Here is a 25,484-nt window from a genome sequence, read left to right as displayed (position 1 = left end):
TCTCGATGCGGGCCTGCGGCGTTTCGGCAGGTCCGGCGCCAATGGCAACGTCGGCAGCAGAATTGCGACACGCCTACCCGGCGGGGGTGGATCTCCGATGTGCGCGCCGGTGCAGGCGAGGCGGGCGATCGCTGATCAGACTGCGGCGCCGGATGTCTCGGGTATCGCGGGTTTGGTCGGGTGGTAGGTGACGACGGCAACCACGAACACCGCAAGAGTCGCGAGGACGTAACTGCTGCCGATGATCTGTTGCCACCAGGCCCAGCCGAGTTCCAGGTCTTTCGAATGCGGCAGGAGCCATTGCGGGCCGATCATGAATAGGACGGTGAAGGCGGCGACGGAGCCGATGAACCAGCGATTGCGGGTGCCGCGGGCGATGGCGTCGGCGGCGACCAGGATGGCGGGGGCGATCCAAACCCAGTGGTGCGACCAGGAAACCGGGGACACCAGCAGTACCGCGGCAGCGTTCACCATCAGTGCGGCGACCTGCTGTCCCGCTTCGAGCAGGCGGCGCATCCACACCGCGGCGAGGGCAATCGCGATGAGCGACAGGGCGATCCAGATCAGGGTGGCCAGGGAATCGGAGACGCCGAGGCGGAAGGCCAAGCCCTTGATCGACTGATTGCCCGCGAAGTACGGCGGGCCGATGCGGCCGGTGTCGGCCAGCGTGTGGAACCAGTACTCGGCCGAATCGCTCGGAAACAGCAGGAATCCGAGTCCGACCGCGACGATCGCGGAGACGATCAGCGTGCCCGCCGCCTTCCAATCCCGGCGCAGCAGGAAGTACAGCAGATATCCGGCCGGAATCAATTTCACCGAGACCGCGATGCCGATGAGCATGCCGCGCGGCCAGAACGGTTTGCGGACAAGGCAATCCATGGTGATCGCGGCCATCAGCACCAGATTGATCTGGCCGAAGCCGAAGGTCGCCCGGATCGGTTCGGAAGTCTGCGCCACCGCGACCATACCGATGACCAGCGCCAGCATCGTCCGCCGCTCGAGGCTCGGGCGTAACCGCGCGAGCACCAACCAGAGCGTGATGCCGAGGCTGAGCACCGAGGTGGCGGTCACCAGCACCTCGGCCAGCGGCAGTGGCATCAGCGCGAGCGGTGCGAAGAACAGGGCGGCCAGCGGGGGATAGGTGAACGGCAGCCCGATCCCCTCGACCGGGGGCATCGGTCCGTACAACTCGCCGTCGTCGAGCCAGACGCGCGCACCGTTGCGATAGACCTGGAGATCGATGTATCCGTTCCACCAGTGCACCACCAGCGAGACGATGGCCGATACGGCGAACATCGCCACGGCGATCAACAGCCAGCGCACCTGCGGGTTCGACAACGAGAATCGCGGCGAGACATCCGAGTCGAGTTCGAGCCGAGTGTTCTGCGTGGTGACGGGCTGCTCGGCCGGATCCGCGACCCCCGATCGATCGTTCACGGCCAAAGCGTAGCGGTTGCGAGCTCGCGCGATGTGTGCCGACCCGAGGCATCCGGGCCCGAAAACCGACGATCCGGACGACCGGTCGATGCGAGCGGTCGCCCATCGAGGGCCACGGCTAAACTTCATGGCGAATCCCCAGCTTCGCGCTCCGGCCCGAAAGGACCCTGGTACTCCGTGACTCCGCAGGTCGACACCGTCAGCGCAGCCGCAGCAACTCCCGACGCCCCGCAGCCGTACAAGGAGCTCGGTCTCAAAGACGACGAGTACGCGCGGATCAAGGAAATCCTCGGCCGTCGGCCGACCGACGCCGAACTGGCGATGTATTCGGTGATGTGGAGCGAGCACTGCTCCTACAAGTCCTCGAAGGTGCACCTGCGCTACTTCGGCGAGACCACCACCGACGAGATGAAGTCCGCGATGCTCGCGGGCATCGGTGAGAACGCCGGCGTCGTCGATATCGGCGAGGGCTGGGCGGTCACCTTCAAGGTGGAAAGCCACAACCACCCCTCCTATGTGGAGCCGTATCAGGGTGCGGCCACCGGTGTCGGCGGCATCGTGCGCGACATCATGGCCATGGGCGCGCGGCCCATCGCGGTGATGGACCAGCTGCGCTTCGGTGCGGCGGACGCGGCCGATACCCGGCGCGTGGTCGACGGTGTGGTGCGCGGCGTCGGCGGCTACGGCAACTCGCTCGGCCTGCCGAATGTCGGCGGCGAGACCGTTTTCGACGCCTCCTACCAAGGCAACCCGTTGGTCAATGCGCTGTGCGCCGGTGTCATGCGGGTCGAGGATCTGCATCTGGCCTTCGCCTCCGGCGCGGGCAACAAGATCATTCTGTTCGGCGCGCGCACCGGCCTCGACGGCATCGGTGGAGTCTCGGTGCTGGCCTCGGACACTTTCTCCGGTGACGAGTCCGCCACCGGCCGCAAGAAACTGCCCAGCGTCCAGGTCGGCGACCCGTTCGCCGAGAAGGTGCTCATCGAGTGCTGTCTCGAGCTGTACGCGGCCAAGCTGGTGGTCGGCATCCAGGACCTCGGTGGCGCTGGATTGTCCTGTGCCACTTCCGAACTCGCGGCCGCGGGCGATGGCGGCATGCATATCGACCTGACCAAGGTGCCGCTGCGCGCCAAGGGGATGACCCCGGCCGAGGTGCTCTCCAGCGAATCGCAGGAGCGCATGTGCGCGGTGGTCACGCCGGAGAACGTGGACGCGTTCATGGCCGTCTGCCACAAGTGGGATGTGCTGGCCACGGTCATCGGTGAGGTCACCGAGGGCGACCGGCTGGTGATCAGTTGGCACGGTGAGACCGTTGTCGATGTGCCGCCGCGCACGGTCGCGCATCAGGGCCCGGTGTATGAGCGGCCGGTCCAGCGACCGGATTTCCAGGACGCGCTCATCGCCGATACCCCGGACACGCTGCCTCGGCCGAAGACCCCGGAGGAACTGCGCGCCACCGTATTGCAGATGGTCGCCAGCCCGCAGCTGTGCAGCCGCCGGTGGATCACCGAGCAGTACGACCGCTACGTTCGCGGCAATACCGTGCTCGCCGAACATGCCGACGCGGGTGTCATCCGGATCGATGAGGAGACCGGCCGCGGCATCGCGCTGGCCACCGACGCATCCGGCCGCTACACCAAGCTCGACCCCTACACCGGCGCGCAGCTCGCGCTGGCCGAGGCCTACCGCAATGTGGCCACCACCGGCGCGACGCCGAAGGCCGTCACCAACTGCCTGAACTTCGGTTCTCCGGAGGATCCGGGCGTCATGTGGCAGTTCCAGCAGGCGGTGCGCGGTCTCGCGGACGGCTGTGTGGCCCTCGGCATTCCGGTCACCGGCGGCAATGTCAGCTTCTACAACCAGACCGGTCAGGACGCCATTCTGCCGACCCCGGTGGTCGGCGTCCTTGGCGTCATCGACGATGTGCACCGGCGCATCCCGACCGGACTCGGCCTGGAGCCGGGCGAGACGCTGATCCTGCTCGGCGAGACCGCCGACGAATTCGGCGGCTCGATCTGGTCGCAGGTCGCGCACGACCATCTCGGTGGCGTGCCGCCCGAGGTCGACTTCGCCCGCGAGCAGCTGCTCGCCGAAGTGCTGACCTCGGGTTCGCGCGACGGCATGATCAGTGCGGCGCACGACCTTTCCGAGGGCGGTCTGATCCAGACCGTGGTCGAGGCCGCGCTGGCCGGCGAAACCGGTTGCCGCATTCTGCTCCCCGAGGGCTCGGATCCGTTCGTGCAGCTGTTCTCCGAGTCGGCGGGCCGGGTGCTCGTCGCGGTGCCGCGCTCGGAGGAGACCCGCTTCACCAAGATGTGCACCGCGCGCGAATTGCCGTGGGTGCGCATCGGTGTGGTCGACCAGGGCTCGGATTCCGTCGAGGTGCAGGGCCAGTTCTCGATCACCCTGGAGGACCTGCGCGAGGCGCACGAGGGCACGCTGCCGAAGCTGTTTTCAAATGGGCACTGGCCCCGAACACAGCGGGTCTGAATACCCCGACGGGTGTTGCGGGCACCGCCCTTCTCGGGCGTCGTCGGTTCACCCGACTTTCGGGGCACACCTGGGCGGGCCCGAACCCCTCGTTGCCGGACTCGCCCAGGTGCGCGTCATCAGGCGACCGATTTGAACGGATCGTGCTCGGCCATCAGCTTTTCCATCCGCGCCTCGTCCAAGCGACGGCTGATGCTCGCCGATTCCTGTTGGTCGCGAACGACCTTCGCCAGGGTGAACGCGCTCGACACCAGGAACAGCACGGACATGCCGAGGAAGCCGCGCTGTGCGATATCGAGTGGCAGGTAGAAGATGCCGACGCCGGTCCCGAAGAAGCTGACGCCGAACGCGATCGCGGCTTGCGCGAGGAAGGCCGAAGAGGTTTTCGGCCGGGCGTTGGGATTGCTCATGAATATGAAGTCTGCTGTTTCGGCGCGTTGCGCGACCGCGTACAACTACTCGAGCGCATTGGGTAGTTGCCGGACGACACGGTAGTGGCCCTGCCGCTGGGTGATTCGCGAATCGTGTCGGCCGAGCGGCCGTGTGATCTGTACCGGCAATATCGGTTGGCGCTCCGGGGCAACGCACCCGCTGCCCCGAGCACCCGCATACTGTTCGAGTGATGATCGCTACGGACCCGTTGACGTCGCCTCCCGTGCCCGATCCCACCGACAACCCGGGCATCGCGCCGTCGCGCTGACCGATGCTCGAAACTTCGACCACCCTGACGAAGCTGCGTGCGCGCGGCGCCGTGGTGGTGCGCCGTGCCGAGGACATCATCGATCTGAACTATGTCGGGCTGGTTTTCGCGACGATCTTCTTCGCACTCTCGGTGACGCCATCGCTGTTACCCCGCGACTGGCTGTTCCAGGGCCTGATCAGCGGCATCAATGCCGCGCTCGGTTACGGACTCGGCTGCCTGTTGGAGTGGCTGTTCCGGCTCTGGGTCCGGCCGCGGCTCGCCGAGCTGCTGCGCGACCAGATCGCAGCGCCGCCGACTTGGGTGCGTTATGCGGTGAAATCGGCGATCCTGCTCACTGCCGCTGTCACGGCGGCCTTCATGCTGGTGCAGTCGGCTCGCTGGCAACGCGAGATCACCGCGCTGATGGGCATGGAGGGCACCACCACCCCCGCGTATCTGCGTACGGGATTGCTCAGCATCGCGGTGGGGACCGGGGTGGTCGCGGTGTATCGGACGCTGCGCGAGATCATCCGATTCCTGGCCCGCCAGCTCAACCGCTGGGTGCGGGTGCCGCGCGAGCTGGCGCCATCGGCCGGATTCCTGGTTCTGGTGGTGCTGACCGTCACGGTGTTCAACGGCGTCGCCTCGCGCGCCTTCTTCGCGGTGGCCAATTCGGCATTCAGCGTGCAGAACGATCACACCTCGCCGAATGCGGTCCAACCGGCGCAGCCCGAGCGATCGGGCAGTCCGGCGTCGCTGGCGAAATGGGATTCGCTCGGATTCGAGGGCCGCTGGTTCGTCTCGCACGGTCCCTCCGCGGCCCTGATCAGCTCGATCACCGGTAAGCCCGCGCGTGAGCCGATCCGCGCCTATGTGGGTCTGGAGTCGGCGCCCAGCGGTGATGCGCGGGCCGAGCTCGCGGTCTCGGAACTGGAGCGCACCGGCGCGTTCGACCGGAAGGTGCTGGTGGTGGTCACCACAACCGGCACCGGATGGGTGAATTCCATGGCGGCCGGCGCCATCGAATACATGTACGGCGGCGATTCCGCCGTCGTGGCCTCGCAGTATTCGTATCTGCCCAGTGTGCTGTCCTTCCTCGCGGACCGCGGCAAGGCATCGGATGCGGGTAGGCAGCTGTTCGACGCGGTCTACCAGCATTGGTCGGCGCGGCCCGAGGGGGCGCGCCCGAAGCTGCTCGTGTACGGCGAGAGCCTGGGCTCGCAGGGCTCGGAGGCGGCCTTCGACGGACTCGCCGATCTGCGCTCCAAGGTCGACGGTGCGCTGTGGGTCGGGCCGCCGAATTCGAATCGACTGTGGGAGCAGTTCGTTTCGCGACGCGATCCCGGATCGCGCGAGGTCGAACCGGTGTACGCCGACGGTCTTGTGGTCCGATTCGCCTCCGACAGCGCCGATCTCGCGCGTCCGACCACCGAATGGCGCGCCCCGCGCATCGCCTATCTACAGCACGCCTCCGACCCGATCGTCTGGTGGTCCTCGGATCTGATCTTCTCCCAACCGGATTGGCTGTCCGAACCGCGCGGCTCCGATGTGTCCTCGCAGATGCGCTGGTGGCCGTTCGTCACGTTCTGGCAGGTCACGTGTGACCTGTCCAATGCGCAGGGCGTCGCCGACGGGCATGGGCACCGGTACGGCAGTCTGGTGCTGGATGGCTGGATCGCCGTTGCCGCACCGCCGGATTGGACCGTGGAACAGTCCGACAAGATCCGGGCCCAGATCGAGGCCGCCGAGGACTACGAGCGCGAGATCAAATGACGTTTATCGGACGGGTCGCGAAAACTGCTGTCGCCGTTGGTGTTCCGTTGGTCTGGAGCAATTGGCTGTTGCCGCGCTCGAAACTGGACCTGCGCGGTCGCACCGCCGCCAATGCCGGGTTCGCGACCGGTTACGCACTGGCATTTCGCGGCCGTCCGAACTGGTTGTCCGCGCGTGGGTTCGGTTACGGACTCGCCTCGGCGGGCGTGGTCGCCACCGGTTATGGTGTGGCCGTTGCCATTCCGGCGCTGCGCGAGCGTCTCGGTGGGTTTGCCGACCGGGCTCCGGACGTCCCGCTCGATGAGTGGGTCGCGGTACATATCCCGATCGGCACGGTCTACAGCGAGGAACTCATCTTTCGCGCGACACTGAACCCGTTGCTGGACAAAGAGTTCGGTCCACGCTGCGGTGCGTTGATCGGAGCAGCCACTTTCGGCTGCTGGCACATCTATCCCGCCCGCGCTGCGGGCGACAGCGTTCCCGCATCGATCGCCGCGACCGCGGCCGGCGGCGGCTTGTTCGATCTGCTGCGCCGCCGCACCGACAGTGCAACGGCCCCCGCTCTGCTGCACTTCGCCGTGAACGCCGGCGGTGCGCTTGCGCCGCGAATCGCCGCCCGGTTCGCCTCGACTGCCGCTCGGAGCAGCTGACTGCGGTGCCGGCCTGCGCTCGGAGCAGCTGACTGCGGTGCCGGCCTGCGCTCGGAGCAGCTGACTGCGGTGCCGGCTTGTGCTCGGGCAGCTGACTCCCGCCTCGGCGCGTGCCCCGGAGCAGTTGCCCGCTCGCCTCGGCTCCTGCTCGCAACAGGTGATCGGCACGCCTTCACCACCCCACCGGCAGTGCGGCTGCCGACTGAATGCGCTCCAGGTGCGGGACCGGGTTCCAACCGACCGCTCCATCAGTGTTGTCGGAGCCCAGCAGTAATCTCGGCACCGTGGCAGGACGAGGAACAGTGGATCCGGCGGAAATGCGAGCGGCGGTCGAGGCAGTCGGCACCTGGCTGCGCGACGACTCGGCGCCCGCCCCCGCCAGGCCCGAACTCGCGGCCGCGGTCCGCACCACCGTCCGAGCCCTCGCCGCCTCCGCACCCGGCCACTCCGTCGAGGTCCGCGTCCCGCCTTTCGTGGCCGTGCAGTGCATCGAGGGCCCACGGCACACCAGGGGCACACCACCCAATGTCGTCGAAACCGACCCGCGCACCTGGCTCCTACTCGCCACCGGCCTGCTCGATTTCGAGACCGCAGTGGCGAACGGAACCGTGACCGCCTCCGGCAGCCGAGCCGCCGAAGTCGCCCATTGGCTCCCCATCGCCCGCCCCACCGCGGAATAACGATCGTGATCGGGTAGCCGCGAGAACCGAACCGCCCGTTATGAACTGGTGTTCGAAAGTTCAGTCCCTCGACAACCATGCGGACGAGGATGGGCGCTAGCGGACGCACAGCTAACCCGCTCGGGTAAATGGGGGCCACCATGGACACGATCACCGAACTCGACGACCATTCGCACAAGTACACGATGCGGATCAGCCGCCTGACGATCGACAAGCTCGGTATTCGGCTCTACGATCGTGTCTCCGCGGTGCTCGCCGAACTCATTGCCAACTCCTACGACGCCGATGCCACCAGGGTCGAGGTCTCGCTGCCGTGGGGTGTGACGCTCGCGGGCACCATCCATGCCGCCGAGCACGAGCCGCATCGAATTATGGTGCGCGACAACGGACATGGCATGACTTCGGCGGAGATCAACGCGCACTATCTGATGGTCGGCTCCGACCGCCGGGTGCGGGTCGGCACCGATCTGTCGCGACGGCTGGAACGGCCGGTGATGGGCCGTAAGGGCATCGGCAAACTCGCGCCGTTCGGGATCTGCCGGACCATCGAGGTGGTGTCGGTCGGCGGAACCGATGCGGAGCGCACCGAAAAGGGTTGGCCGGTCGCGAATATCGTGATGAACCTCGACGAAATGCTCTCCGATACCGAACGCGACTACCATCCACGGCCCGGACCGCGGGACGGCACCTTCAGCACCGAGCGGGGTACCACGGTCATCCTGCGCGACTTCCTGCGTAAGCGCGTCGGTTCTGGTCCCGAACTGAGTCGGCAACTGGCCGCACGCTTCGGCCTGGAGCGTGCCGACTGGCAGGTGGAGGTGCACAACAGCATTGCCGAACGCGGCGCACCGCAGAAGTTCGTCCTGCGTGATCTGCCCGTAGACGTCATGGAGGAGACCAGGATCGATGTCGCGAAGCGGCCGGTGTGGATCGGCGACCGCTTCCTGCCGGTGACCGGCTGGGCGGCCTATTCCAAACAGCCCTACCGCGACGAGGCCATGGCAGGCGTCCGGATCTACGCGCGCGGCAAACTGGTCGCACAGACCCGCGACTTCGGCATTCCGTCGGGCTTCACCGGCGAATTCAAGTTGCGTTCCTACCTGGTCGGCGCGGTGCATGTGAACTGGTTGGACGACGAGGAAGATCTGGTCCGCTCGGACCGGCAGGACATCATCTGGAATTCCGAACGCGGTGAGGCACTTTCGGTCTGGGGCCGCAATCTCGTGCGCGAACTCGGGCTGCTCGGCGAGAGTTCGGTCAAACGCCGGGTGTGGGAGGAGTTCGTCGAGAAGTCCGGCATTCTGGTGACCCTGCAGTCGATCGCGCCGCAGGATCGGATGTTCCGCAAGTCGGTGATGGATGCCGCGCGGATCCTGGTGAACAACAAGGATCGTGCCGCGCTGGAGGATCCGAGCCATATCGACAGCATTGTGCGCCTGGCCCTTTCGCTCGGCCCGCAGCGCAGCCTGCTGGAAACGCTGAAGGAAGTCGCCGAGGACACCGATAACCGGCTCGATGTCGTTGTCGCCCTTTTCGAAACCGCGCGGGTGGCCGAGGTGTATTCCCTCGGCCAGATCGCCTCCGAGCGGGTGGCCGTGGTCGATCGACTGCAGAGCCTGGTCGATGACCGTCGGTCACTGGAGCGTCCCTTCCAGGAGCTGATCGAGCGGGCGCCCTGGCTGCTGGCACCCGAGTGGACACCGCTGGGAATGAACGAATCGTTGAAGCGGGTCCGCGTCAGCTTCGAACGGTGGTACAAGCAGAAATTCGGCAAGGCACTGGTGACCACCGCAATCGGCAGCGAGAAACGGGAGCCGGATTTCGTGCTCCTGCACGATGCGGGCGAGTTGTGGATCGTCGAAATCAAGCGGATGGATTACCACCTCACTGATGAGGAGTACAACCGCGCCATCAACTACCTCTACGCGCTCGACACCTTCCTCGATGAGAATCCGCGCATCGGTGAGCAATTCCCGCGTCGTCGACTCACCTTCATCGTCGACCACATCGATAAGCTTCGGCCCGCTTCGCTGTCTTCTCTGGTCAGCGACCACCGCATCGATCGGAGAACCTGGCGCGAACTACTCGACTCCACGTTGCGCGCGCACCGCGACTTCCTGGATCGCGTGTACGCCATGCGTCTCGGCGAACAATCCGAGTCCGATGATGCCGGCGCGAGTGTCGGCTAGCAGGTCAGGCAACCATATGGTCCGGCCGTGTGAGCCGATCGAGTAGGGCTGCTTTGATGGCCGGACGGGACCCGAAAACCAGGCTGAAGGTGGCCTCACGGACAGAGCGTTCGGCGAGGTTGCCGCAGGTGACCGCCGCGCTGCCGACTGCGGTCACCAGGGCGGTGGCCACGCGGACGGCGAGTTCGGAGGCACGGGCGCGGGCCAGGTAGACATCCGACTGGCCGGTGAGCGCATCGTCGAGTTCGGTTCGGATGCGGGCGGCTTCGGCGGCCGAAGCGGTGGTGTCGATGCCGAGTCGCGTGAGTTCGCCGAGGCAGCGCCGCACGATGCCGAGAGCGATCGCGCCGTTGCGCCAGGCGGCCAGGATGAAGGAAGCGTTGAAGCTGCGCAGCGAAATCCGGTTGTCCACAGCGGAATCGGGTACCTGGACACCGTCGAAGGTGAGCGTCACGGTCTTGCTCGCGTCCGCGGCGATGAGCGGGAGCGGGGTGGCATGCATCGTGGAGCCCGGTTCGGCGGGCACCAGCACGCTGATCAGCGATCCCTCGTCATCGGCATCGCGTGCCATCACGCCGAGGACGTCCACCAGGCCCCACCCGGTGACGAACGGCGCGGTGCCGTCGAGCACATACCCACCGTCGACGCGCCGCGCGACCAGGCCGGGTTGGTCGTTCGCGCCCGCGTAACTCACACCCGCGCGCACCCGTCCGTGCCGCAGATCCTCGGTAAGTCGTTCGCGCAGTTCGAGATTCGGTGAGGTGGCGATCCGTCGCGCGACCCCGAGATGCTGCGCCCAGACGAAGGTGGTCGTCAGACATCCGGCCACCAGGATCTCACCGGCCTGGGTAAAGGTGGCGATATCCATATCGGCCTGCCTCGTCACCCGGCCACCACCCCTCATCGAATCGCTGCGCGGTGCTGGGTCCATGGTCGCGCCGTAGAAGCCGTACTCGGCGAGTAGGTCGAAATGGGTGCCGGGAATTTCGCCGGTGCGGTCGACGGCGTCGGCCTGTGGTGCGAATACTTCATCGGCCAGATAACGCGCGTGTTCGATCCACGAATTCACGGCACCTATCTTGGTGCATGCCGCGAACTCGGTCGCAGCCGCCACGGGGCTCGACTCAGCCGCGGGACAGATCGCGCCGATGCAGGCCTCGGTAGTCGTAGTACCGGGTGCTGAAGGTGCCGAGCACCAGCCCGATCGCGAGCCCGAGCACCGCCATCCACACCCCGCGCGCCAACCCCGCCGGGAAGTTCGCGTCGAAATAGAGAATCGCGCGCACACCGACGAACACCTGGTGCATCGGCTCGAATTTCGCCAGCCAGCCCAGATATTTCGGTGTCGCCTCGATCGGCACGGTGCCGCCCGAAGAGGGCAGCCCGAGAATGATGAACAGGATCAGGTTGATCAGCAAACCCGCCGAACCGACCGCTGCGAGGATGGACAACCCGGTGATCCCGACCGCAATGATGGCCAGCACGCTATAGAGAAACAGCGTGAGCGGATGATCGATCGGCATATCGAGCAGCCGAGCCACAGTCAGGAATACGCCGGCGACGATATTCGCAGTGATCACCATCACGCCCCATTTGATCAGCAGCGTATTGAACCGCGAGATCGGAGTGGCCGGAAAACGCACGTACCACGGCCCGTATTCGGTGGGCACGAATCCGAGTGCGGCATCGATCATGGTGTGGATGGTCATCGAGCCGACCAGTCCGGCGAGCAGAAGTAGCAGCGCGTAGAAGAACGCCGTCAAACCCTGTCCGGTGCCGGATGGCAGCGGACGGAACGGCGAGACGACGATGTGCACCGGATCCGCGAGCGCCACCCGCGTCGCACCCGTCAACTCGGGCGCTGCCCCGCCGCTCGGCGGCGTCAACTGCGCATTCACCTGATCGGTCAGCTTCTTACCGACCTGCTCGTTCACCTGGGTCAGCGCCTGGGTGCCGATGGTCGTGACGATATTGGTGACGAACGCACCACTGCGCGGATTCGTCTGCAGCGTCAGCGTCGGTCGCTGGATATCACCGGGCACCACACTGCCCACACCGAGAATTCCGAGGCGCTTACTGAAATCGCTGGGGATCAGGATCGTGCCGTAGACCGCACCGGACTGCATCTTCAGCTCGGCGTCGTTGATGCCGAGCACCTGCAGATCGACCTTGTCCGCCGGAATGCCGTGGCGCAGCGCATCGGTGATCTGTGTGCCGAAATTCACCTGCTGCCCGCCGACCGTATCGCCGACGTCCTGGTTCACCAAGGCGATCGGGAAATCGTGCAGGTTCTTCTCCGGATCGACGACGTAATCCAGATACATCGTGGCCAGCAGCGCCATGAACAGCGTAAGTACCGCGATCGGGACCAGCCACATGCGCGCGGTCAACCGGGTATCCGACCCACGGGTGCGCGCACTGTCCGAAGTCGTCACGGCTTGGCACGGTAGCACCGTGCCATGTGGAAAAACGGCAGCGTCGCTCGGCGATTGCTGTGCCTACCCGGTGGCGGTGATCGCGACGAATCGTTCCCCCGTAGAATGGCCATTGCCCCCAGCCCGCCCGAACAGGGAGCAAACGGTGACCAACGCCGAGATGCCGGTCGAAACTACCCCCGATCAGGTCGAGAACGAACCACGCGAAGAGTGTGGTGTGTTCGGAGTCTGGGCGCCGAGCGAGGACGTGGCCAAGCTCACGTACTACGGCTTGTATGCGCTGCAACACCGCGGCCAGGAAGCCGCGGGCATCGCCGTCTCCGACGGCTCACAAATTCTGGTTTTCAAGGATCTGGGCCTGGTCAGCCAGGTATTCGACGAGCAGACGCTGGCCGCGATGCCGGGTCATATCGCCGTCGGTCACTGTCGCTACTCCACCACCGGCTCCACCACCTGGGAGAATGCGCAGCCGATCTTCCGCACCACCGCAGTCGGTTCCGGACTTGCGTTGGGCCACAATGGAAATCTGGTCAATACCGCCGAATTGAGCGCGCGCGCACGTGAACTCGGGCTGATCGGTAGGCCGCCGGTCTCCGGTGGTCGCTCCGCGCCGATCACCGCCACCTCCGACTCGGATGTGATGACCGCGCTGCTCGCGCACGCCGCCGCGGATTCGAGCATCGAGCAGGCCGCGATGAAGCTGCTGCCGACGCTGAAGGGCGCGTTCTGTCTGACCTTCATGGACGAGCACACCCTCTATGCCGCGCGGGACCCGCACGGCGTTCGTCCGCTGTGCCTCGGTCGGCTCGAGCGTGGCTGGGTCGTAGCCAGTGAGACCGCCGCGCTGGATATCGTCGGCGCCGCGTTCGTCCGGGAGATCGAGCCGGGCGAACTGCTGGCGATCGATGCCGACGGCGTGCGGTCCATGCGTTTCGCCAATCCCGAACCCAAGGGCTGCGTCTTCGAATTCGTCTACCTGGCCCGGCCCGACAGCACCATCTCCGGTCGCTCGGTGCACGCCACCCGGGTGGAGATCGGCCGTCGCCTGGCCAAGGAACATCCGGTCGAGGCCGATCTGGTGATTCCGGTGCCGGAGTCCGGCACCCCCGCCGCGGTCGGTTACGCGCAGGGCTCGGGTGTGCCGTATGGGCAGGGCTTGATGAAGAACGCCTACGTCGGGCGCACCTTCATCCAGCCGAGTCAGACCATCCGCCAGCTCGGCATCCGGCTCAAGTTGAATCCGCTGCGCGAGGTGATCCGCGGTAAGCGGCTCATCGTGGTGGACGACTCCATCGTGCGCGGCAACACCCAGCGCGCGTTGATCCGGATGCTGCGTGAGGCCGGCGCGGTGGAGATCCACGTGCGGATCGCCTCGCCGCCGGTGAAGTGGCCGTGCTTCTACGGCATCGACTTCGCCTCGCGCGCGGAGCTGATCGCCAATGGCGCGGGCGCCGATGACAGCTACGACGACATGGTGGAGGCCGTGCGCCGTTCGATCGGCGCGGACACCCTCGGCTACATCTCCACCGAGGGCATGGTCGCCGCCACCGAGCAGCCGCGCTCGCGGTTGTGCTCCGCCTGCTTCGATGGCGATTACCCGATCCCGCTGCCCACCGAGGCGGCCATCGGCAAGAACGTGCTCGAGGGCATGCTGGATTCACCCACCCCGCCGTCTGCGCAAGCTCCGACGGCTTACCGCCCCCGAGCCGGCCAGTCCGAGGCAATGTTATTGGGCGAGAACGCGAATGCGAGTGCGCTCAGCCGTCCCTGACAGCATGCGATGATCACGAACCCCTCGGCGAGAAGTCGGGGGGTTCGATCTTGTTCGGCCGCTTTCGACGCGATCTGTCCACAGCTGTGCCATGGCCTATTCGAGACGCCGCGGCGGCGCTTTCGAGGCGAACCTGGTCATTCGTCCGGTGATCCGGTGTTACCCCGCGCCGTTCGCAACGTCCGCTAACCTGCCCGTGACTTTTTCTTTGAAAACGCAACATCCCAGAAATGGATCCTGGGTACGGTGCCCGACATATCGGAAGTTCACCGTGCCCGCCGCTGTCCTGTGATCCAGTTCCCGCGGTGTGGCGCGCTCGAGAAGTGGGGCCTGATGATGAGGGTTTCGAACAAGCCTGGGCGAGGGGACCGGACGCGACGAATCGCGGCGGTCGGGATGGCGGCGCTGGCCGTCTCCGCGATCGCGGGATGCGGATCGGGGCGCACCGGTGGGGGTGGCGACGGGGCCGGACTGGTGGCGGGCACCACGGACAAGATCTTCTCGCTCGACCCCGCGGCCGCCTACGACAACGGTTCGCTGCTGGTCGAAACCCAGATCTATTCGTATCTGCTGAATTTCGCGCCCGGCGATGCCACCCCGAAGCCCGATGCCGCAGAGAAGTGTGAGTTCAGCTCTCCGACGGTATACACCTGCAAGCTGAAGTCGGGGCTGAAGTTCGCCAACGGGAACCCGTTGACCGCCAAGAGCGTCAAGTTCTCCTTCGATCGCATGCTCGGCATCAACGACCCGAACGGCCCCGCCTCGCTGCTGGGCAATCTGGAGAAGACCGAGATCGCCGACGACCTGACGGTGAACTTCACCTTGAAGGTAGCCAACGATCAGACCTTTCCCGCGATCCTGCCGACCCAGGCCGGTCCGATCGTGGACGAGAAGGTCTTCCCGGCCGACAAGGTGCTGCCGGATGAGGAAGTGGTGAAGACGAAGGGGTACTCGGGCCCGTACACGATCGCCAGCTACGACAAGAACAAGTTGGTCGAGTACAAGGCGTTCCCGGATTACAAGGGCATCCTCGGCACACCCAAGACATCGCAGGTGTCCACCAAGTACTACGCGACCTCCGACAATATGAAACTCGATCTGCAGAGCGGTGCGCTCGATGTCGCCTACCGATCCTTCACGCCGACCGATATCGAATCGCTGCGCAAGGACAGCAAGGTCAATGTGGAAGACGGGCCCGGCGGCGAACTGCGCTACATCGTCTTCAATCTGAACACCATGCCGGGCGGCACCCCAGAGCAGAAGCTGGCGGTGCGCAAGGCCATCGCGTCATCGATCGACCGACCCGCGCTGGCCGAGGGCGTCTACAAGAACACCTATCAGCCCGCGTACGGCTTTGTGCCGGAAGGTATGCCGGGTGCAGCCGAGCCGCTCAAAGACCTCTACGGGGCCAAGCCCAATAAGGATGCCGCGGCGAAGTTCCTCTCCGGTGCGGGGGTCGCGACACCGGTGGAGCTGAATCTGCAGTACAACCCCGATCACTACGGTTCGAGCAGCTCCGAGGAGTATGCGGCGATCAAATCGCAACTGGAGTCGACCGGGCTGTTCAAGGTGAATCTGCAATCCACCGAATGGGTTACCTACCAGAAGGAACGGGCCCGCGACGGTTACCCGCTCTATCACTTCGGCTGGTTCCCGGACTACCCGGACGCCGATGACTACCTGACCCCGTTCTTCGGCCCCAACAACTTCCTGCAGTCGCACTTCGAGGACCCGAAGATCAACTCGCAGCTCACCGCGGAGACGACCGAGCAGGACAAGACCAAGCGCATCAAATTGATCGAGGACGTGCAGAAGGATCTCGCGCAGAATTACCTGCCGACCCTGCCGCTGCTTTCCGGTAAGCAGATCGCGGTGTCGAATCCGAGCGTCAAAGGTGTGTCGGACACACTCGACGCGTCCTTCAAGTTCCGGTACACGGTGCTGAGCAAGTGACATCGGACGAAGCCGGACCCGAAGCTGTTGCCGCCGCTGAAAAGCAGGCACCGGTTCGGGCCCGGCGCTTCGGGCTGCCGAGGGCCGGGAAGTCGAGTGGGGATTCCCGGCAGCTGGCGTTGCTGCGGTACTTGGTGATTCGACTGTTCTTGATTCTGCCGACGGCGTGGATCCTGGTCACCGTCGTGTTCTTCCTGATGCGGGTTATCGGCGATCCGATCAGCGCCGCTATGGGCGGACGGATGACCCAGGAACAGATCGAAGTGCGCAAGGAGGCCGCCGGTTTGAACCGGCCGATCCTGACCCAGTATTGGGAGTACATCTCCGGGCTGATGCACGGGGATTTCGGTCACTCCCAGGACAATCGGCAGATCAGCGAGGTGGTGACAACGTACGGCGCGGCGACCCTGGAACTGGTGTTCTGGGCGCTGCTCGTCGCCTTCGCGGTCGGCGTGCCGCTCGGTAGATACGCTGCGACACATCGTGATTCGACGGCCGACGCCGGGCTGCGGTTGTTCGCCATCCTGGCGTACGCGGCGCCGGTCTTCTTCGTCGGTCTGTTGCTGAAACTGATCTTCGCGGTGAAGCTGGAGTGGCTGCCCGTCGCCGGCCGGGCGAGCACCTCGGTCGAATTGCAACTGCAGCATGTCTCGCCGAAGACCAACATCATGGTGGTCGACGCAATCCTCTACGGGGACAACAGCTATCTGATCGATGTGCTGAAGCACGCGATATTGCCCGCGGTCGCACTCGGTCTGTTGACAGCGGGCATCTTCCTGCGCCTGGTGCGAGTCAATCTGATCCAGACGCTGCACAGCGAATTTGTGGATGCCGCACGCGCACGCGGACTTTCGGCGCGGGTGGTGACGGGGCGACATGCCGTGCGCAACGCGATGATTCCGATCATCACGGTGATGGGCATGTATATCGCGACGCTGCTCGGCGGTGCGGTGCTCACCGAGACCACCTTCGAATGGAAAGGGCTGGGTTACCAGCTCGCGGAATACCTGCATCAACGCGATTTCATCGCGGTGCAGGGGATTGTCGCGTTCCTGGCGCTGGCCGTCGCGGTCATCAGCTTCCTGGTGGATGTCATCGTCGCGCTGATCGACCCGAGAGTGAGGTTCTGATGACCGCTCCGGAATTGGCGAACGAACCACTGGTGATCCCGCCGGTGCCGACGACGAAGCGCAGGCGGATCCCCGGATTGCGGCTGTTCACCATGACCGCCGGATTGCAGCGGGTGACGCTGATCGTCGGACTCGCACTCGTCGCGGTATTCGTATTCGTCGCGATCTTCGCACCGCTGATCGCACCGTACGGGCTCGCCCAGAACTCTTCGGACGGTGTCGCTTTCGTCGCACAGCAACCGCCGTCGGGTCAGCATTGGTTCGGCACGTCGGTGCGCAGCGAGGATGTGCTGTCCCGGGTGATCTTCGGCGCTCGCACCGCGCTGTTCGTGATCGCGATCTCGCTGGTGATGTCACTGGTCGTCGGGGTACCGCTGGGATTGGTGTCCGGGTACATCGGACGTGCGCTCGACCGGGTGCTCGTTCTGTTCATGGACGCCATCTACGCATTCCCGACCCTGCTGCTCGCGATCGTCGTGTCGATCGTGGTCGCGGGTGGTCAGTCGAGCAGCTTCGGTGGCGTGCTGTCGGCGGCCGTCGCGATCACGGCGATCTATGTGCCGCAATACTTTCGGGTGGTTCGCAATGCGACCGTCGCGGTAAAGAACGAACCGTATGTGGACGCGGCGAGGGTTACCGGTGCGTCCACCACTCGAATCATGTTCCGGCACATCCTCGCCAACGTCACACAGTCGCTGCCGGTGATCGTCACCCTCAACGCGGGCGATGCCATCCTGACCTTGGCCGCGCTGGGCTTCCTCGGTTTCGGTATCGAACCGACCCAGGCCGCTGAATGGGGTTACGACCTCAACAAGGCGCTTTCCGATGTGTCCAATGGCATTTGGTGGACGGGCATCTTCCCAGGCACGGCCATCGTGCTGGTCGTACTCGGGCTGACATTGGTCGGCGAAAGCCTCAACGAGGTGCTGAATCCGTTGCTGCGCACCCGTCGCGCCCTCGCCCCGGCCACGGTCGCCAGCGACACCGCCCTCGAAAAAGGCGTTCCCGCAACGGAACTCACTGCCGCTGAACTGGATCTGCGCGAAAGCGACAGTGCCGCCGATAAAGACAGTTCAGCAGGGGAAGGAGTATCGCAATGACGGAAGCGGTCGCCGAGACCAAACGCCCGGCGCTGTCCATCGAATCGCTGTCGGTCACCTTCGCCACCGACGCCGGTCCGGTCTACGCGGTCAGCGATGTCTCCTACGAGGTGTTCCCCGGCGAGGTGCTCGCCATCGTCGGGGAATCCGGCTCCGGCAAATCGGTGAGCTCGCGGACCGCGATCGGACTGCTGCCGAATACCGCGCGGGTCGACGGCCTGGTCACCCTCGGTGCGGACAAGGTCACCTCGATGAGCGAGCGGCAGCTCACCGCGCTGCGCGGCGGCGCGATCTCGATGATCTTCCAGGAGCCGGGTCGCGCACTCGACCCGCTGTTCACGGTGGGCTATCAGATCGCCGAGGCACTGCGGGCGCACAGCGATATGAGCCGCAGGGCCGCCAAGGCCAGGGCGATCGAGCTGCTGCGCATGGTCGGCCTGCCCGATCCGGAGCATCGGGTGGACTACTACCCCCATCAGCTCTCCGGTGGCCAGAAGCAGCGCGTGATGATCGCGATCGCGATTTCCTGCGAGCCGAAGGTGATCATCGCCGACGAACCGACCACCGCACTCGATGTCACCGTGCAGGCCGAAATCCTGGAACTGCTGCGCGATCTGCGCGATCGCATCGGCAGCGCCATCGTGCTGATCACGCACAATATGGGCGTGGTCGCCGATATCGCCGACCGCGTGGTGGTCATGCGTGACGGCAAGGTGGTCGAGCAGGCGCCGGTGGACGAGCTTTTCGCGGCGCCGAAGCAGGAGTACACCCGCAAACTGCTCGCTGCCGTTCCGCATTTGGGCACCGAGCAGTTGGAGCACGGTGCGGTCGAGGAGGTCGCCGCAGGCGAGCCGGTGCTCGAGGTGACCGATCTTGTCGTGCAGTTTCCAGGCCCCTTCGGCCGACCACCGTTCCGCGCCGTGGACGACGTGAGTCTGTCCATTCGGCCCGGCGAAACCCTCGGCCTGGTCGGCGAATCCGGTTCCGGGAAGTCGACCATCGGCCGCTGCGTCGCGGCCCTGCAGCGCCCGACCTCGGGGGTCGTGAAGGTGCGCGGACAGAACATCGCGGAGCTGTCGCAGCGGCAGCTGCGACCGATTCGCCGCCGCTTCGGATTTGTCTTCCAGGATCCGGCCAGCTCGCTGAATCCGCGGCTCACCGTCGGCGACTGCGTAGCGGAACCGCTGATCGTGCACAAGGCGGGCAGTTCGGCGGAGATCCGGGCGCGAGTCCGCAAACTCCTCGATGACGTGCAGTTGCCCGCGGGCACCGAACGCCGCTATCCGCACGAACTGTCCGGCGGCCAACGGCAGCGCGCCAGCCTGGCCAGAGCGCTGGTCCTCGATCCGGATCTGCTGGTGGCCGACGAGCCGACCAGTGCGCTGGACGTCTCGGTGCAGGCGGCGGTGCTTGAGCTGTTCGGTCAACTACAGCAGGAATGCGGCTGGGCCTGCCTGTTCATCAGCCACGATCTGGCGGTCGTCGACCAGCTGGCCGATCGGATCGTCGTACTGCGCAACGGCGCGGTGGTCGAGCAGGGTGATCGTGATCGCATCCTGCGCCGTCCGGAGCACGAGTACACCCGGCGACTGGTCGCCGCGGTGCCGGTCCCGGATCCGGTGGAGCAGCGACGCAGGCGTGCGCAAACGGCCGCCCTGTTCGCGACAGAGCACGAGGGCGACCGCGAGCAAGAACCCTGACGACTGATTTCGTAAGTACATGGGTAACTCGTCGGGCACGCCCAGAAGGTGTCACCTGTCCCAACCGTCGGTCCGGTCTCGAAGCCTCCGGCACTCACGACCGGCCGAAGTCCCGGGGAAGTGGGGAGCCGTCCGGTGCAAGCTTGTTATGTGGCTCCGGTAGCGTGAGCTGGCATCTATCCGCCGATTCGGTTTGGAGCTTTCCCCGAAAATGACTGAACAGAGCCCCAGTGGTGCCGGTGCTTCCTACGCCGCGGCCGGCGTGGACATCGAGGCAGGTGACCGCGCAGTCGAGTTGTTCGGGCCATTGGCGAAGAAGGCCAGCCGACCCGAGGTACAGGGCGAGCTCGGCGGTTTCGCCGGGCTGTTCGCACTGAAGGGTGGCTACCGCGAGCCGTTGCTCGCGGCCTCCACCGACGGGGTCGGCACCAAGATCGCGGTCGCCCAGGCGATGGACAAGCACGACACGATTGGCCTCGACCTGGTCGCCATGGTCGTGGACGATCTGGTGGTCTGCGGCGCCGAGCCGCTGTTCCTGCAGGACTACATCGCCATCGGCAAGGTCGTCCCGGAGAAGGTCGCCGAACTGGTCTCCGGTATCGCGGAGGGCTGCGTGCGGGCGGGCTGCGCACTGCTCGGCGGCGAGACCGCCGAACATCCCGGCCTGATGGATCCCGACGACTACGACCTATCCGCGACCGGTGTCGGCGTGGTCGAGGCCGATTCGGTGCTCGGTCCGGACCGGGTGCGACCCGGCGATGTGGTGATCGCCATGGGATCGTCGGGCCTGCACTCCAACGGCTACAGCCTGGCCCGCAAGGTGCTGCTCGATATCGACCGGATGTCGCTGACCGGCCATGTCGAGGAGTTCGGCCGCACCCTCGGTGAGGAGCTGCTCGAGCCGACGGTCATCTACGCCAAGGACTGCCTCGCGCTGATCGCCGAAACCGATGTGCGCACCTTCGCACACGTCACCGGCGGTGGCTTGGCCGCGAACCTGGGCCGGGTGATTCCCGCGGGCATGGTCGCCGAACTGGATCGCGGCACCTGGAATCCGGCGCCGGTATTCAAGATGATCGCCCAGCGCGGCCGGGTCGATCGGGTCGAGATGGAGAAAACCTTCAATATGGGCGTCGGCATGGTTGCCGTGGTGGCACCCGAGGACGTCGACCGAGCCCTGGCCGTGCTGACGGCACGGCATATCGCCTGCTGGACCCTCGGCACCGTCAAGAAGGCCAAGGACGCCGACGCGGTCCGCGCCGTACTGGTCGGCGAGCACCCGCGCTTTTGAGTCTTTGGCCGCGTGGCGTTTTTGGCCGCGTGGCCGCGGCGTGTTCGCGGCCCCTGGTGTCTCGCGTCCGAGCCGTCGAGACTCGCGCCTGCGGCGCATCGCTTCGACGGCTCGGACGCGAGACGGGCCGCGAACGGGTCGCTCGCAAAACTCGCTCCGTGGTGGTTGGTGATGGTGGATCGTTCGGCGCCTGGTGCACTCGTATCGGGTGGTCGAATCCCGTGCGTGCGGCGCATCGCTTCGATGGCTCGGACGCGAGACGGCCGCGAACTACTCGCTCGTAAGACAGTAATGATTGCCGAATTCCCGCGGTGGCCGTCCTGACTCACCGCAAGACTGGCTTCGGGCCTTCAGCGAGATCGGTCGATCACTGCGGGAACTCAGGTACTCACCAGATGTAGCGTTCTCGCTCCGTGGTGGTCGATAGTGCCAGGTTTGTCCCGGTCAGACCGACTCGCGCGTGCGGCACGTGCGCTTCGATGGCTCGGACGCGAGACGGGCCGCGAACGGTCGCTCGTAAGACAGCAGTGGTTCCGTTTGTCGCGCATGGAAATTCACAACAGCGTCCCGCATCGTCGGATGCGGGACGCTGTTGTTGTGCAAGCCTCGAATGGTTAGTCCGGTCACGCGGCGTCAACGGGTGAAGGGGGAGGCCCGTCGGCCTCCCCCTTCGTCGTCTACCGAGTCAGCGGCGCCAGTCGTTGTAGTCGTCGTCCTCGTCCCAGCGGGATGAGGATTCGTCCGCGTCGTGCTCATCGGACAGCACACCACCACTCCGCTGGGAGGTGGGGCTACCCGAAAGCTCGCGCTGAAGGCTCGCGAAGTCAGTCGGCGCGGAGCTGTACTTCAGCTCGCGTGCGACTTTGGTCTGCTTTGCCTTAGCCCGGCCACGGCCCATGGCTGACCCCCTCGCGTCACTGCGGGGCGGCCTGGGGTTTGTTGGCGGCCCCGTTCGAATTAATACTCTTCCTGACAGACACTTTAGCGTGTGTCAGGCGGTCGCGCTTCCAGGAGTGGGGGTAGAACTCCGGAAGTGGCGCCGTTTGCCCGGTTGTCGCCGTCGGGCCGCCCCTCAGACGACCCCGGGAATCGCTCGGATGACGCCGACCCTGGCACCGCCGCCGAGCACCGGCGGCGCCGCGAGTTCGGCATGCGCGGCGGTCCATTCGACGCCCATGCGATGCAGAATGGCCAGCGTCAGGGGGATTCGCGCACGGTCGTGACCATCGGCGATCTTGTATGCGAAGGCCGTTCCGTCCGGTAGCGCACCCGCGTGCACACCGTCCGCGCCGATCTTGCAGACCAGGCCGGGGGTGGCCCGCATGGTCAGTAAATCGGGTGCGTTGGTGCCGGAAATCACTCGCGGATTGGCGCGAATCGCATCGGCGACGCGCCGCTGCGGCGAACCGGGCGCGGCGGTGGCCATGGCCGCGAACGCACGGGCCAGATTCACCAGCGAGACGGGAATGATCGGAAGACCGCAACCATCGATGCCGAGGTCGGTTTCGGGTTCGCCGGTGAGGTCGATGATGGTGGCGATCACCGCCTGTTGCAGCGGATGCGACTGGTCCAGGTAGCCCTCGGTGGGCCAGCCGTTTACGGCGCAGGTGGCGAGCATGGCCGCGTGCTTACCGGAGCAGTTCATGTACACCCGGCGGGGTTCGGGTAGCGCCTCCGCCCGCGCGCGCTCGTCCTGCGGTAGGTCGGGCGGGCATTCGAGGGCCTTCTCGTCGAAGCCGAAACGGTCGAGCAGGCGCTCGACCAGGGCGACGTGATCCGGTTCGCCATAGTGCGATGCGGTCGCGATGGCCAGCTCGGCATCATCGAGCGGTTCGAAGCCGTTGCGCAGCAAGGTGATCGCCTGCATGGGCTTGTTGGTGGAACGCGGGAAGATCGGGACGTGCACCTCGCCGAGCGCGAGGGTCGGTTCGCCGTCGGCACCGAGGATCACCACCGAACCGCTGTGTACGCATTCGCGGAAGCCGGAGCGGACGACCTCGACCAGTTCGACCGTCACAGCTCGGCTCCTGTCGGTTCGGCCCGCTGCTCGCGCGCGCTTGCCGCATCGGACCGCTGCTCGCGGGCACGGGCGACATCGGCGTTGCGGCGGCCGTGACGCTCGATCTGCATCCGCACATCATCGGAGATGGTCGGTTCGGTCGCGAGAATCGCGAGAAGATCGGGATCGCGGCCGGTGAACAAGTCGCGGACGGTGATGCCGTGCTCGGGTGTGTGCACGATGCGGACCTCGTCGCCCGCGCCGATCGTGCCCTCGGTGAGTACGCGCAGGTAGGCGCCGGTATCGCTCTGCAATGTGAACCGCTTGACCCAGTGGGACTCGCCGGACCAGTGCTGGAAGGTCGAACACGGCACGCGGGGCGCGCTGACTTCGAGCAGGGTGTCGCCGATGGTCCAGTGCGCACCGATCACCGCATCGCTGACCGGGAGGCCGGCGATGCGCAGATTCTCACCGAACCAACCCGCGGGCAGTTCGCGGCCGAGTTCCTCACCCCAGCGCCGCGCGTCTTCCTCGGCGTAGGCGTAGACGGCCTGATGTACGCCGCCGTGATTCTTGGTGTCGCACACGTAGTCGCCGTCGAGACCGTGGGCACGCGCGGCGACGCGATGGGGAACAGGTCGCTTGTCGATGGCCGTCCGGCCGACGCGGGTCGGCACCTCCAGTTCGGCATGGACCACGCAGACGGCCAGCACCCGAGCGCTGTCAGGTCGCATCAACGGCCACGCAACCGGTCGACGGCGATCCGACCCGCCTGGGGTGCGTCGTCGGCGGGGACCGAGTCCGGATCGATGGCGGCGGCGGTCGGGCCCGCGACCAGTTCGGTATCGGCCGGGATGGTGCGTTTGATCAAAGCCAGCGCGATGGGGCCGAATTCGTAGTGGTCGATGACGGTGCCGAGTCGGCCGACCGCACGGCCGCCCGCGGTGACGTCCTCGCCGGTGGCCGGACGTTCCTCGGCCGAGCCGTCGAGATGCAGCAGCACCAGGTGGCGCGGCGGCTTGCCGAGGTTGTGCACCCGGGCCACCGTTTCCTGGCCGCGATAGCAGCCCTTGTCCAGGTGCACCGCACCGTGTTCGGCGATGCCGCCGATCCAGCGGGCCTCGTGTGGGATGGTCCGTTCGTCGGTGTCGAGTCCGATCCGGGGGCGCAGTGCCGCGACGCGCAGTGCCTCGAAGGCCCACATGCCGGCGGGTTCGGCGCCGGCGGCGGTGAGGCGCGCCCAGCGATCGGCGAGTTGGTCGCGTGGGATGACCAGGTCGAAGGAGTCCGCGGTGGGCCACGGCATGCGGCGCAGGAAACCGCCGTCGGGCAGCGGCACTGCTTCGTAGGTGTCCGGGAGGGCGGATATGCCGAGCGTTTCGGTCAACTGGGTCATGCGTGGGCCGAGCAGGCTCAGCACCGCGTGATCGGCGGCCTCGACCGGTTTGGCATCTGCCCAGAAGACCATCTTCGCCAGGAACTCCAGCAGCGCCGGTCCGTGCTCACCTTCGGTGTCGATCCACACGGCGCTGTCGAGTTCGGTCAGCACGAAGTGGTGCAGCACCCGGCCGTTGAGATCGAGGTCGAGGTTCTCGGCCGACCGACCGTCGCCGAGGCTCGCGATGTGCTGGCTGCTGATGGTGTGCAACCAGGTCAGCCGCTCGGCCCCGGTGATTTTCAGGACGAAGCGATGCGACCGGTCGACGATCGCCACCCGCTCCGCGGCGGCGCGCTGCTCTCGGAAGGGATCCCCGTAATGCCAGGCGACGGCGGCGTCCGGCGTACCGGCCGCGCCCGCGACGGCGCCCGGGACAGCGAGGATGGGACTGGGTGCGACGACCACGGACACGTAAACCACTCTAAGCGCGAACCGGATTGGTTGCTGTCAGCGGCCTCGGACTGCGTCGCAACGTCCGCTCCCCAGCAACCCTCAACAAGCGACGTTCGTAGCCCGTCTCGCGTCCGAGTAGTCGAGGGCATGCGCTGCAGACCCCGGGATTCGGCGGCCCAGCACGCGTGCGACAAGTGCTGAACGTCGCGCCATCAGCGACCACCTCGGAGTGAGTTGTAGAGCGAGGAGTTCGCGGCCCGTCTCGCGTCCGAGTCGTCGAAGCGCATGCGACGTAGTCGCGAGTCTCGACGGCGCCGCTAGCGACTACTTCCAGGTCGCTCGAAATGTCGGACGCGAGACATCGGGTGCCCGC

At 66.0% G+C, this 25,484-nt stretch carries 19 protein-coding genes; 11 read left to right on the top strand and 8 right to left on the bottom strand.

Features of this window, described 5'->3' with window-relative positions; all coding sequences use genetic code 11:
- Positions 1 to 135: 135 nt before the first annotated feature.
- The gene (locus tag ACQPXH_RS30895) at positions 136 to 1,437 is read right to left on the bottom strand and encodes a glycosyltransferase 87 family protein (protein WP_433599949.1); all 1,302 of its coding nucleotides are present in this window, start codon (positions 1,435 to 1,437) and stop codon (positions 136 to 138) included.
- 177 nt (positions 1,438 to 1,614) lie between these two features.
- Between ACQPXH_RS30895 and purL the strand changes: the two genes are divergently transcribed.
- Positions 1,615 to 3,927 carry a phosphoribosylformylglycinamidine synthase subunit PurL gene (gene purL / locus ACQPXH_RS30890; RefSeq protein ID WP_433599948.1) on the top strand — a complete coding sequence of 771 codons (2,313 nt, stop codon included), beginning with the start codon at positions 1,615 to 1,617 and terminating at the stop codon, positions 3,925 to 3,927.
- 119 nt (positions 3,928 to 4,046) lie between these two features.
- On the opposite strand, the gene ACQPXH_RS30885 is transcribed toward purL, so the two are convergent.
- On the bottom strand, positions 4,047 to 4,337 hold the full coding sequence (locus ACQPXH_RS30885; RefSeq protein WP_063044483.1) for a YiaA/YiaB family inner membrane protein: 291 nt from the start codon (positions 4,335 to 4,337) through the stop codon (positions 4,047 to 4,049).
- A 293-nt stretch (positions 4,338 to 4,630) separates the two neighbouring features.
- On the opposite strand from ACQPXH_RS30885, the gene ACQPXH_RS30880 reads away from it, so the two are divergent.
- From ACQPXH_RS30880 to ACQPXH_RS30865, 4 genes are all read left to right on the top strand, one after another.
- Positions 4,631 to 6,382: an alpha/beta hydrolase gene (locus ACQPXH_RS30880; protein WP_433599947.1), complete on the top strand. Its 1,752-nt coding sequence runs from the start codon at positions 4,631 to 4,633 to the stop codon at positions 6,380 to 6,382.
- Positions 6,379 to 7,032: a lysostaphin resistance A-like protein gene (locus tag ACQPXH_RS30875; RefSeq protein WP_433599946.1), complete on the top strand. Its 654-nt coding sequence runs from the start codon at positions 6,379 to 6,381 to the stop codon at positions 7,030 to 7,032. Before ACQPXH_RS30880 ends, ACQPXH_RS30875 begins: the two co-directional genes overlap by 4 nt.
- A gap of 317 nt (positions 7,033 to 7,349) precedes the next feature.
- Positions 7,350 to 7,712 carry a sterol carrier family protein gene (locus ACQPXH_RS30870; RefSeq protein ID WP_433603632.1) on the top strand — a complete coding sequence of 121 codons (363 nt, stop codon included), beginning with the start codon at positions 7,350 to 7,352 and terminating at the stop codon, positions 7,710 to 7,712.
- Positions 7,713 to 7,852: 140 nt separating this feature from the next.
- On the top strand, positions 7,853 to 9,901 hold the full coding sequence (locus ACQPXH_RS30865) for an ATP-binding protein (protein ID WP_433599945.1): 2,049 nt from the start codon (positions 7,853 to 7,855) through the stop codon (positions 9,899 to 9,901).
- 4 nt (positions 9,902 to 9,905) lie between these two features.
- On the opposite strand, the gene ACQPXH_RS30860 is transcribed toward ACQPXH_RS30865, so the two are convergent.
- The gene (locus ACQPXH_RS30860; RefSeq protein ID WP_433599944.1) at positions 9,906 to 10,970 is read right to left on the bottom strand and encodes an acyl-CoA dehydrogenase family protein; all 1,065 of its coding nucleotides are present in this window, start codon (positions 10,968 to 10,970) and stop codon (positions 9,906 to 9,908) included.
- Positions 10,971 to 11,025: 55 nt separating this feature from the next.
- Complete coding sequence (locus ACQPXH_RS30855; RefSeq protein ID WP_433603631.1) at positions 11,026 to 12,279, bottom strand: ABC transporter permease; 1,254 nt, start codon at positions 12,277 to 12,279, stop codon at positions 11,026 to 11,028.
- Positions 12,280 to 12,496: 217 nt separating this feature from the next.
- On the opposite strand from ACQPXH_RS30855, the gene purF reads away from it, so the two are divergent.
- The 6 genes from purF (at position 12,497) to purM (ending at position 21,281) form a co-directional block, all read left to right on the top strand.
- Positions 12,497 to 14,107 (top strand): amidophosphoribosyltransferase, encoded by a 1,611-nt coding sequence (purF, locus tag ACQPXH_RS30850; protein WP_433603630.1) that lies wholly within the window; start codon positions 12,497 to 12,499, stop codon positions 14,105 to 14,107.
- A 396-nt stretch (positions 14,108 to 14,503) separates the two neighbouring features.
- On the top strand, positions 14,504 to 16,060 hold the full coding sequence (locus ACQPXH_RS30845) for an ABC transporter substrate-binding protein (RefSeq protein ID WP_433603629.1): 1,557 nt from the start codon (positions 14,504 to 14,506) through the stop codon (positions 16,058 to 16,060).
- A 119-nt stretch (positions 16,061 to 16,179) separates the two neighbouring features.
- Entirely contained in the window at positions 16,180 to 17,190 is a 1,011-nt protein-coding gene (locus ACQPXH_RS30840) for an ABC transporter permease (protein ID WP_433603628.1), read from the top strand.
- A gap of 92 nt (positions 17,191 to 17,282) precedes the next feature.
- The gene (locus tag ACQPXH_RS30835) at positions 17,283 to 18,290 is read left to right on the top strand and encodes an ABC transporter permease (protein ID WP_433603627.1); all 1,008 of its coding nucleotides are present in this window, start codon (positions 17,283 to 17,285) and stop codon (positions 18,288 to 18,290) included.
- A complete protein-coding gene (locus ACQPXH_RS30830) occupies positions 18,287 to 19,990 on the top strand; it encodes an ABC transporter ATP-binding protein (protein ID WP_433599943.1) in 1,704 nt (567 codons plus the stop codon). Before ACQPXH_RS30835 ends, ACQPXH_RS30830 begins: the two co-directional genes overlap by 4 nt.
- A gap of 211 nt (positions 19,991 to 20,201) precedes the next feature.
- Positions 20,202 to 21,281: a phosphoribosylformylglycinamidine cyclo-ligase gene (gene purM, locus ACQPXH_RS30825; RefSeq protein WP_433599942.1), complete on the top strand. Its 1,080-nt coding sequence runs from the start codon at positions 20,202 to 20,204 to the stop codon at positions 21,279 to 21,281.
- A gap of 685 nt (positions 21,282 to 21,966) precedes the next feature.
- On the opposite strand, the gene ACQPXH_RS30820 is transcribed toward purM, so the two are convergent.
- The 4 genes from ACQPXH_RS30820 to ACQPXH_RS30805 form a co-directional block, all read right to left on the bottom strand.
- Positions 21,967 to 22,179 (bottom strand): DUF3073 domain-containing protein, encoded by a 213-nt coding sequence (locus ACQPXH_RS30820; protein WP_364396718.1) that lies wholly within the window; start codon positions 22,177 to 22,179, stop codon positions 21,967 to 21,969.
- Between the two features lie 174 nt (positions 22,180 to 22,353).
- Positions 22,354 to 23,298 (bottom strand): asparaginase, encoded by a 945-nt coding sequence (locus tag ACQPXH_RS30815; RefSeq protein ID WP_433599941.1) that lies wholly within the window; start codon positions 23,296 to 23,298, stop codon positions 22,354 to 22,356.
- Positions 23,295 to 24,014, bottom strand: a complete 720-nt coding sequence (locus tag ACQPXH_RS30810) for an MOSC domain-containing protein (RefSeq protein WP_433599940.1) — start codon at positions 24,012 to 24,014, stop codon at positions 23,295 to 23,297. The genes ACQPXH_RS30815 and ACQPXH_RS30810 overlap by 4 nt, the downstream gene beginning before the upstream one ends.
- Complete coding sequence (locus ACQPXH_RS30805; protein WP_433599939.1) at positions 24,014 to 25,129, bottom strand: YgfZ/GcvT domain-containing protein; 1,116 nt, start codon at positions 25,127 to 25,129, stop codon at positions 24,014 to 24,016. Before ACQPXH_RS30805 ends, ACQPXH_RS30810 begins: the two co-directional genes overlap by 1 nt.
- Positions 25,130 to 25,484 lie beyond the last annotated feature (355 nt).

Origin of the sequence: Nocardia sp. CA-135953 (assembly GCF_050955735.1) — a bacterium.
GTDB lineage: Bacteria > Actinomycetota > Actinomycetes > Mycobacteriales > Mycobacteriaceae > Nocardia.
The sequence above is the reverse complement of the archived record's forward strand: the minus strand, read 5'-3'. Positions and strand labels throughout refer to the sequence as shown.